The following is a 4,684-nucleotide window of genomic DNA, read 5'->3' as shown; positions in this document are numbered from 1 at the left end:
ACGCAAGACGCTGGCTTGCAAGCGCTGGACCCGTCGCCAGTGCCCGCGATCGCCGCTATTCGCGGATAAGCCGCAGCCGGCAGGCAAACCGGTTGAGTCTTGCGGGGGACGTCTGCGGAACCGGACTCGATACAGAAGCTGGGAAATGTGGATATCTAATTGATTTACTGGTGTATTTGTTGTCGTGTTTTTGTGCGGTGGGCACAGTTATGGACACAAAACGGAAATTGCTTATGACACTATGATTTCTAACGGGTTAATATCCCGCTTCCTTCTGATGGCGGAAAGCCAGCACATAAACACGGTCTTCTATTTTCTCGTAGCGGTACAGCGCCACATAGCCGGAGTCGCCGAATTCAATCATCAGTTCCCGTAATACCGGAAGCGCAGTAAAAGGGCGGCCCATTTCGGGGTTGTTTCCCCGTTGCTCAAAATGCGCTTCGAGAACCTGACCCGCCCTGATGGCCGCCAGCGGATTTTTGCTGGTCAGGAACTCACGACAGCGCGTTAACCCGGTTGCAGCTCGTTGTGTGATGATTACTTGTGGCATTCAGGAATATCCGTTTCCGCTTCTGTTCCCCAGCCACGTAGCCAGGTTTTGACTTCATCACCGGTCAGATGCAGGCCGGTTTCCTGATACTCACGCCAGGAGTCGATGGCTTCCTGCTTAAAACTCTCGCGAGCCTCTTCGTGTTCAATGTATTGAGTGATAGCGGCTATCATCAGATAGTGTGGGCTACGATCGCGTGAATCCGCCAGTTTTTTGACACGCTCTTTAAGCCTGTCGTCGATCTTGAGTGTGGTGCTTGATGTTGACATGATGTAAGCCTCATAGGGAGTACAAGGTGTTACCTTTTACCAGTTTAACGTGTGGATAGGGGAAGAGCAAAACTTGAAAAGACGAATATTGCTGGGGCAGATCAAAGCCGTTTATAAGGTAAAGGGGAACTTGAGCAACTGTCGACTTGTAAGAATGGCTTACAAGTTATGCTATAGGTTAGGGGTTCCAAGATCCTGGGTCAGCCACAATCTTATCCATGACGTCCATATGATTAGTCGTGGATCGCCTAAGATGTAAAAACTTGCATTGAGGGCATGAATTCTCTTTGAGCTCCCTGTTGAAAATGGGAGGATTACCCCTCTATGACTAGGCCACCGCTGTCGGCGACTTGATATGTCCGCGCTTTTGCTGAAAAACTTTTTATCTTGGTATCTGAAAGCGCCATATGTACCTCTTTATTGTGTCCATAACATGCGATTTATAGCTCAAAAACAACCATGGGCACGGGGTAAAAATCACTATGGACACAGTAATGGACATAAAAATTGCTGGTTTTCAGCGGAAGGGTATAGACCAGAATGGAAATAAAAATCCCATAAAACAGTTAGTAATATGGGATTAATGGAATAGGGTGGATGTCAGTAGACCTGGACTCACTTCCCGATACAAAAACTCGAGAATATCCTCCCCAGCAAATCATCAGAGCTGAACTCCCCGGTAATCTCGCTTAACGCCTGCTGCGCCAGCCTAAGTTCCTCCGCCAGCAATTCCCCCGCGTAAGCGCTTACTAACTGTTCTTTACCCTGAATCAAATGCTCCCCGGCGATATCCAATGCCTGCAAATGCCGCCGCCTGGCCAGAAACCCACCCTCGAGGCTGCCGTTAAAGCCCACGCTTTTCTGCAAATGCGCCCGCAGCAGGTCGATCCCATCGCCTGACTGAGCGGAAAGGGTAATAAGTGAGTGACCGCTTACTTCTCCGATGCCGGGGAGTTCGCCGGTCAAATCGGCCTTATTGCGCACCACCGTCAGCGGCAGGCCTGGCGGAATGCGGGCGATCAGCTCCGGCCATAGCTGGTCAGGGGCATTAACGGCGGTGCTGGAGCCGTCCACCATCAGCAAGACGTGATCGGCCTGCTCGATTTCCTGCCAGGCGCGCTCGATGCCGATGCGTTCCACCTCATCGCCGGCTTCGCGCAGGCCGGCGGTGTCGATAATATGCAGCGGCATGCCGTTAAGCAGGATATGCTCGCGCAGCACGTCGCGGGTGGTGCCTGCGATGGCGGTGACGATGGCCGCCTCGCGCCCGGCCAGGGCGTTGAGCAGGCTGGATTTGCCGGCGTTGGGCCGCCCCGCAATCACCACCTTCATGCCTTCGCGCAGCAGGCTGCCCTGATGGGCCTCGGCGCGCACCTGGCGCAGGTCTTCCATGACGCGGTTAAGGCTGCCTTCGATTTTGCCGTCGGAAAGGAAATCAATTTCCTCATCTGGAAAGTCGATTGCCGCCTCGACGTAGATGCGCAAGTTAGTGAGCGCTTCCACCAAAAAATGCACGCGCTGCGAAAATACGCCCTGCAGGGAATTGACCGCTGAACGGGCAGCCTGCTCGGAACTGGCGTCTATCAGATCGGCAATCGCCTCGGCCTGGGCCAGATCCAGCTTGTCATTCAGGAAAGCGCGCTCGGAGAACTCGCCCGGACGGGCAATACGCAGCCCTGGCAGGGCCAGGATGCGTTTTAACAGCATATCCAGTATCACCGGGCCGCCGTGGCCTTGTAACTCCAGCACGTCCTCGCCGGTGAAGGAATTGGGGCCGGCAAAAAACAGTGCGATGCCCTGGTCAAGCGTGGTGCCGTCCACGGCGCGAAACGGCAGGTAGTCCGCATAGCGTGGTTTGGGCAGTTTGCCGAGTACCGCTTGCGCCACGCCGGCCGCCATGGGACCGGAAACGCGCAGCATGCCTACCCCGCCGCGTCCGGGCGGCGTCGCTTGGGCTACGATGGTATCCATTTGGCTCATACTGTTCTCTCTTCGCGCCGCCTGGCGCGCTTAAAAAAACAAGGCGGTCAGATGACCGCCTTGGCAAGGTTAATATCCGGGAAAAACCATTGGGATTATTTCTTTTTGTCCCGGCTGTGCAGGCCGCGTTTTTCCAGGCCGCGATATATCAACTGCTGCTGGATAATGGTCACCATATTACTGATGATATAATACAGCACCAGGCCCGATGGGAACCACAGGAAGAAGACCGTAAAGATAACCGGCATAAAGGTCATCACTTTCTGCTGCATCGGATCGGCGACGGTCGTCGGCGACATCTTCTGGATGAAGAACATCGTGATGCCCATCAGGATAGGCAGGATATAAAACGGGTCCTGGGCGGACAGATCTTGTATCCACAGGATAAACGGCGCGCCGCGCAGCTCGATGGAGCCCATCAGCATATAGTACAACGCCAGGAATATCGGCATCTGCACCACCAGCGGCAGGCAGCCGCCCAGCGGGTTGACCTTCTCCGTCTTATACAGCGCCATCATTTCCTGGCTCATGCGCTGTTTGTCGTCGCCGATTTTCTCGCGCATGGCGGCAAGCTTGGGCTGCAGCATGCGCATTTTCGCCATGGAGGTGTACTGCGCCTTGGTCAGCGGGTACATGATGCCACGCACGATAAAGGTGATGACGATAATCGAGAAGCCCCAATTGCCGACATAGCTATGGATAAACTTCAACAACTTGAACAGCGGCTGGCTGATAAACCATAACCAGCCGTAGTCCACGGTCAAATCCAGGTGCGGGGCGATCGCCGCCATTTTATCCTGGATTTCAGGGCCGACCCAGAGGGTGGCGTCGAGCTTGCTTTCACTGCCCGGCGCAACGGTGACCGGCGTGGATCTAAAGCCCACCGCGGCCTGGCCGTTATCCGTATGGGTGGTGAAAAACGTATTGTTGCCCTGGGTGCCCGGGATCCAGGCGGTGGCGAAATATTGTTGCAGCATGGCCACCCAGCCGCCCTGGGTATTGATGTTCAGCGGCTGGTCTTTGATGTCACTGAAGCTGTATTTCTTATATTTGTTGTCGTTGGACGAATAGGCCGCGCCGCGATAGGTGTGCAGGGCGAAGTTGCTGCTGCCGGTATCGCGATGCTTGGGTAAATCGACGGATTGCTTCAATTGGCCGAATAAAGCCAGTTCAAGCGGCTTGTCGCTGGTATTGTTCACGCCGTACTCGACGTTCACCGCGTAATCGCCCCGTTTCAGGATAAAGGTCTTGGTGTATGCCACGCCGTCGGCGCCGGTATAGGTCAGGGGAACGCGCAGTTCGCCCTGGTTATCGGCCAGGACATAGGTGTCCTGGTTGATATTATACAGGGGACGCTCGCCGTTGGCCGGGTTGTCCGGGCCATTTTTGCCGGTCAGGCCGCTTTGCGCCTGGTAGACAAACTCGGGAGAGGTTTCCAGCAGGTGGAACGGCTGATCGGAACCCAGTTTATCCGGATAGGTCAGCAGATGGGCCTGTTCGATATCGCCGCCGCGCGTATTGATGGTCAGTGCAAGCACGTCGGTTTTCACTTTGATCAGTTGCCCCTGCCCGCTGGCCGGTAGTCCCTGAGTTACTGCTGCGTCACCGGTTGCCGTGTTCGCTGTCTGTTGCGTTGTCGTGACGGCCTGCTGCTGCGGATTGTGGTCCGTCTGCCAGGTCTGCCAGATCATGAAAGACACGAACAGCAGAGCGATGACAAGAAGATTGCGTTGCGAATCCATCTTTAGTGTTCTCTGTTATCGTTGGTTTTCGGCGGCACGGGGTCATCGCCACCTGGGTTCAAAGGATGGCATTTTAATACGCGTTTCAATGTCAACCAACAGCCTTTTAACATTCCGAACCGACGTATCGCCTCAATACCGTA

Annotated in this window: 5 protein-coding genes; all 5 read right to left on the bottom strand. The window is 54.8% G+C overall.

Annotated features, from left to right (window positions below):
- Positions 1-256: 256 nt before the first annotated feature.
- A complete protein-coding gene (locus tag VGC33_RS21175) occupies positions 257-550 on the bottom strand; it encodes a type II toxin-antitoxin system RelE/ParE family toxin (protein ID WP_331122751.1) in 294 nt (97 codons plus the stop codon).
- Positions 538-819: a CopG family ribbon-helix-helix protein gene (locus VGC33_RS21170; protein WP_331122750.1), complete on the bottom strand. Its 282-nt coding sequence runs from the start codon at positions 817-819 to the stop codon at positions 538-540. The genes VGC33_RS21175 and VGC33_RS21170 overlap by 13 nt, the downstream gene beginning before the upstream one ends.
- A gap of 615 nt (positions 820-1,434) precedes the next feature.
- A complete protein-coding gene (mnmE, locus tag VGC33_RS21165; protein ID WP_331122749.1) occupies positions 1,435-2,799 on the bottom strand; it encodes a tRNA uridine-5-carboxymethylaminomethyl(34) synthesis GTPase MnmE in 1,365 nt (454 codons plus the stop codon).
- Positions 2,800-2,894: 95 nt separating this feature from the next.
- On the bottom strand, positions 2,895-4,541 hold the full coding sequence (gene yidC / locus VGC33_RS21160; protein ID WP_331122748.1) for a membrane protein insertase YidC: 1,647 nt from the start codon (positions 4,539-4,541) through the stop codon (positions 2,895-2,897).
- A 2-nt stretch (positions 4,542-4,543) separates the two neighbouring features.
- A partial coding sequence (locus VGC33_RS21155) for a membrane protein insertion efficiency factor YidD (RefSeq protein WP_331122752.1) occupies positions 4,544-4,684 on the bottom strand: 141 nt, incomplete at its 5' end.

Source organism: Acerihabitans sp. (genome assembly GCF_036398755.1).
GTDB lineage: Bacteria > Pseudomonadota > Gammaproteobacteria > Enterobacterales > Enterobacteriaceae > Acerihabitans.
Note: the sequence above shows the minus strand (reverse complement) of the source record. Positions and strands in the feature narration are given on the sequence as shown.

Coding starts and splice junctions, on each gene's coding strand:
- VGC33_RS21175 (WP_331122751.1), bottom strand. CDS start 550: ATGCCACAAGTAATCATCACACAACGAGCTGCAACCGGGTTAACGCGC.
- VGC33_RS21170 (WP_331122750.1), bottom strand. CDS start 819: ATGTCAACATCAAGCACCACACTCAAGATCGACGACAGGCTTAAAGAG.
- mnmE (WP_331122749.1), bottom strand. CDS start 2,799: ATGAGCCAAATGGATACCATCGTAGCCCAAGCGACGCCGCCCGGACGC.
- yidC (WP_331122748.1), bottom strand. CDS start 4,541: ATGGATTCGCAACGCAATCTTCTTGTCATCGCTCTGCTGTTCGTGTCT.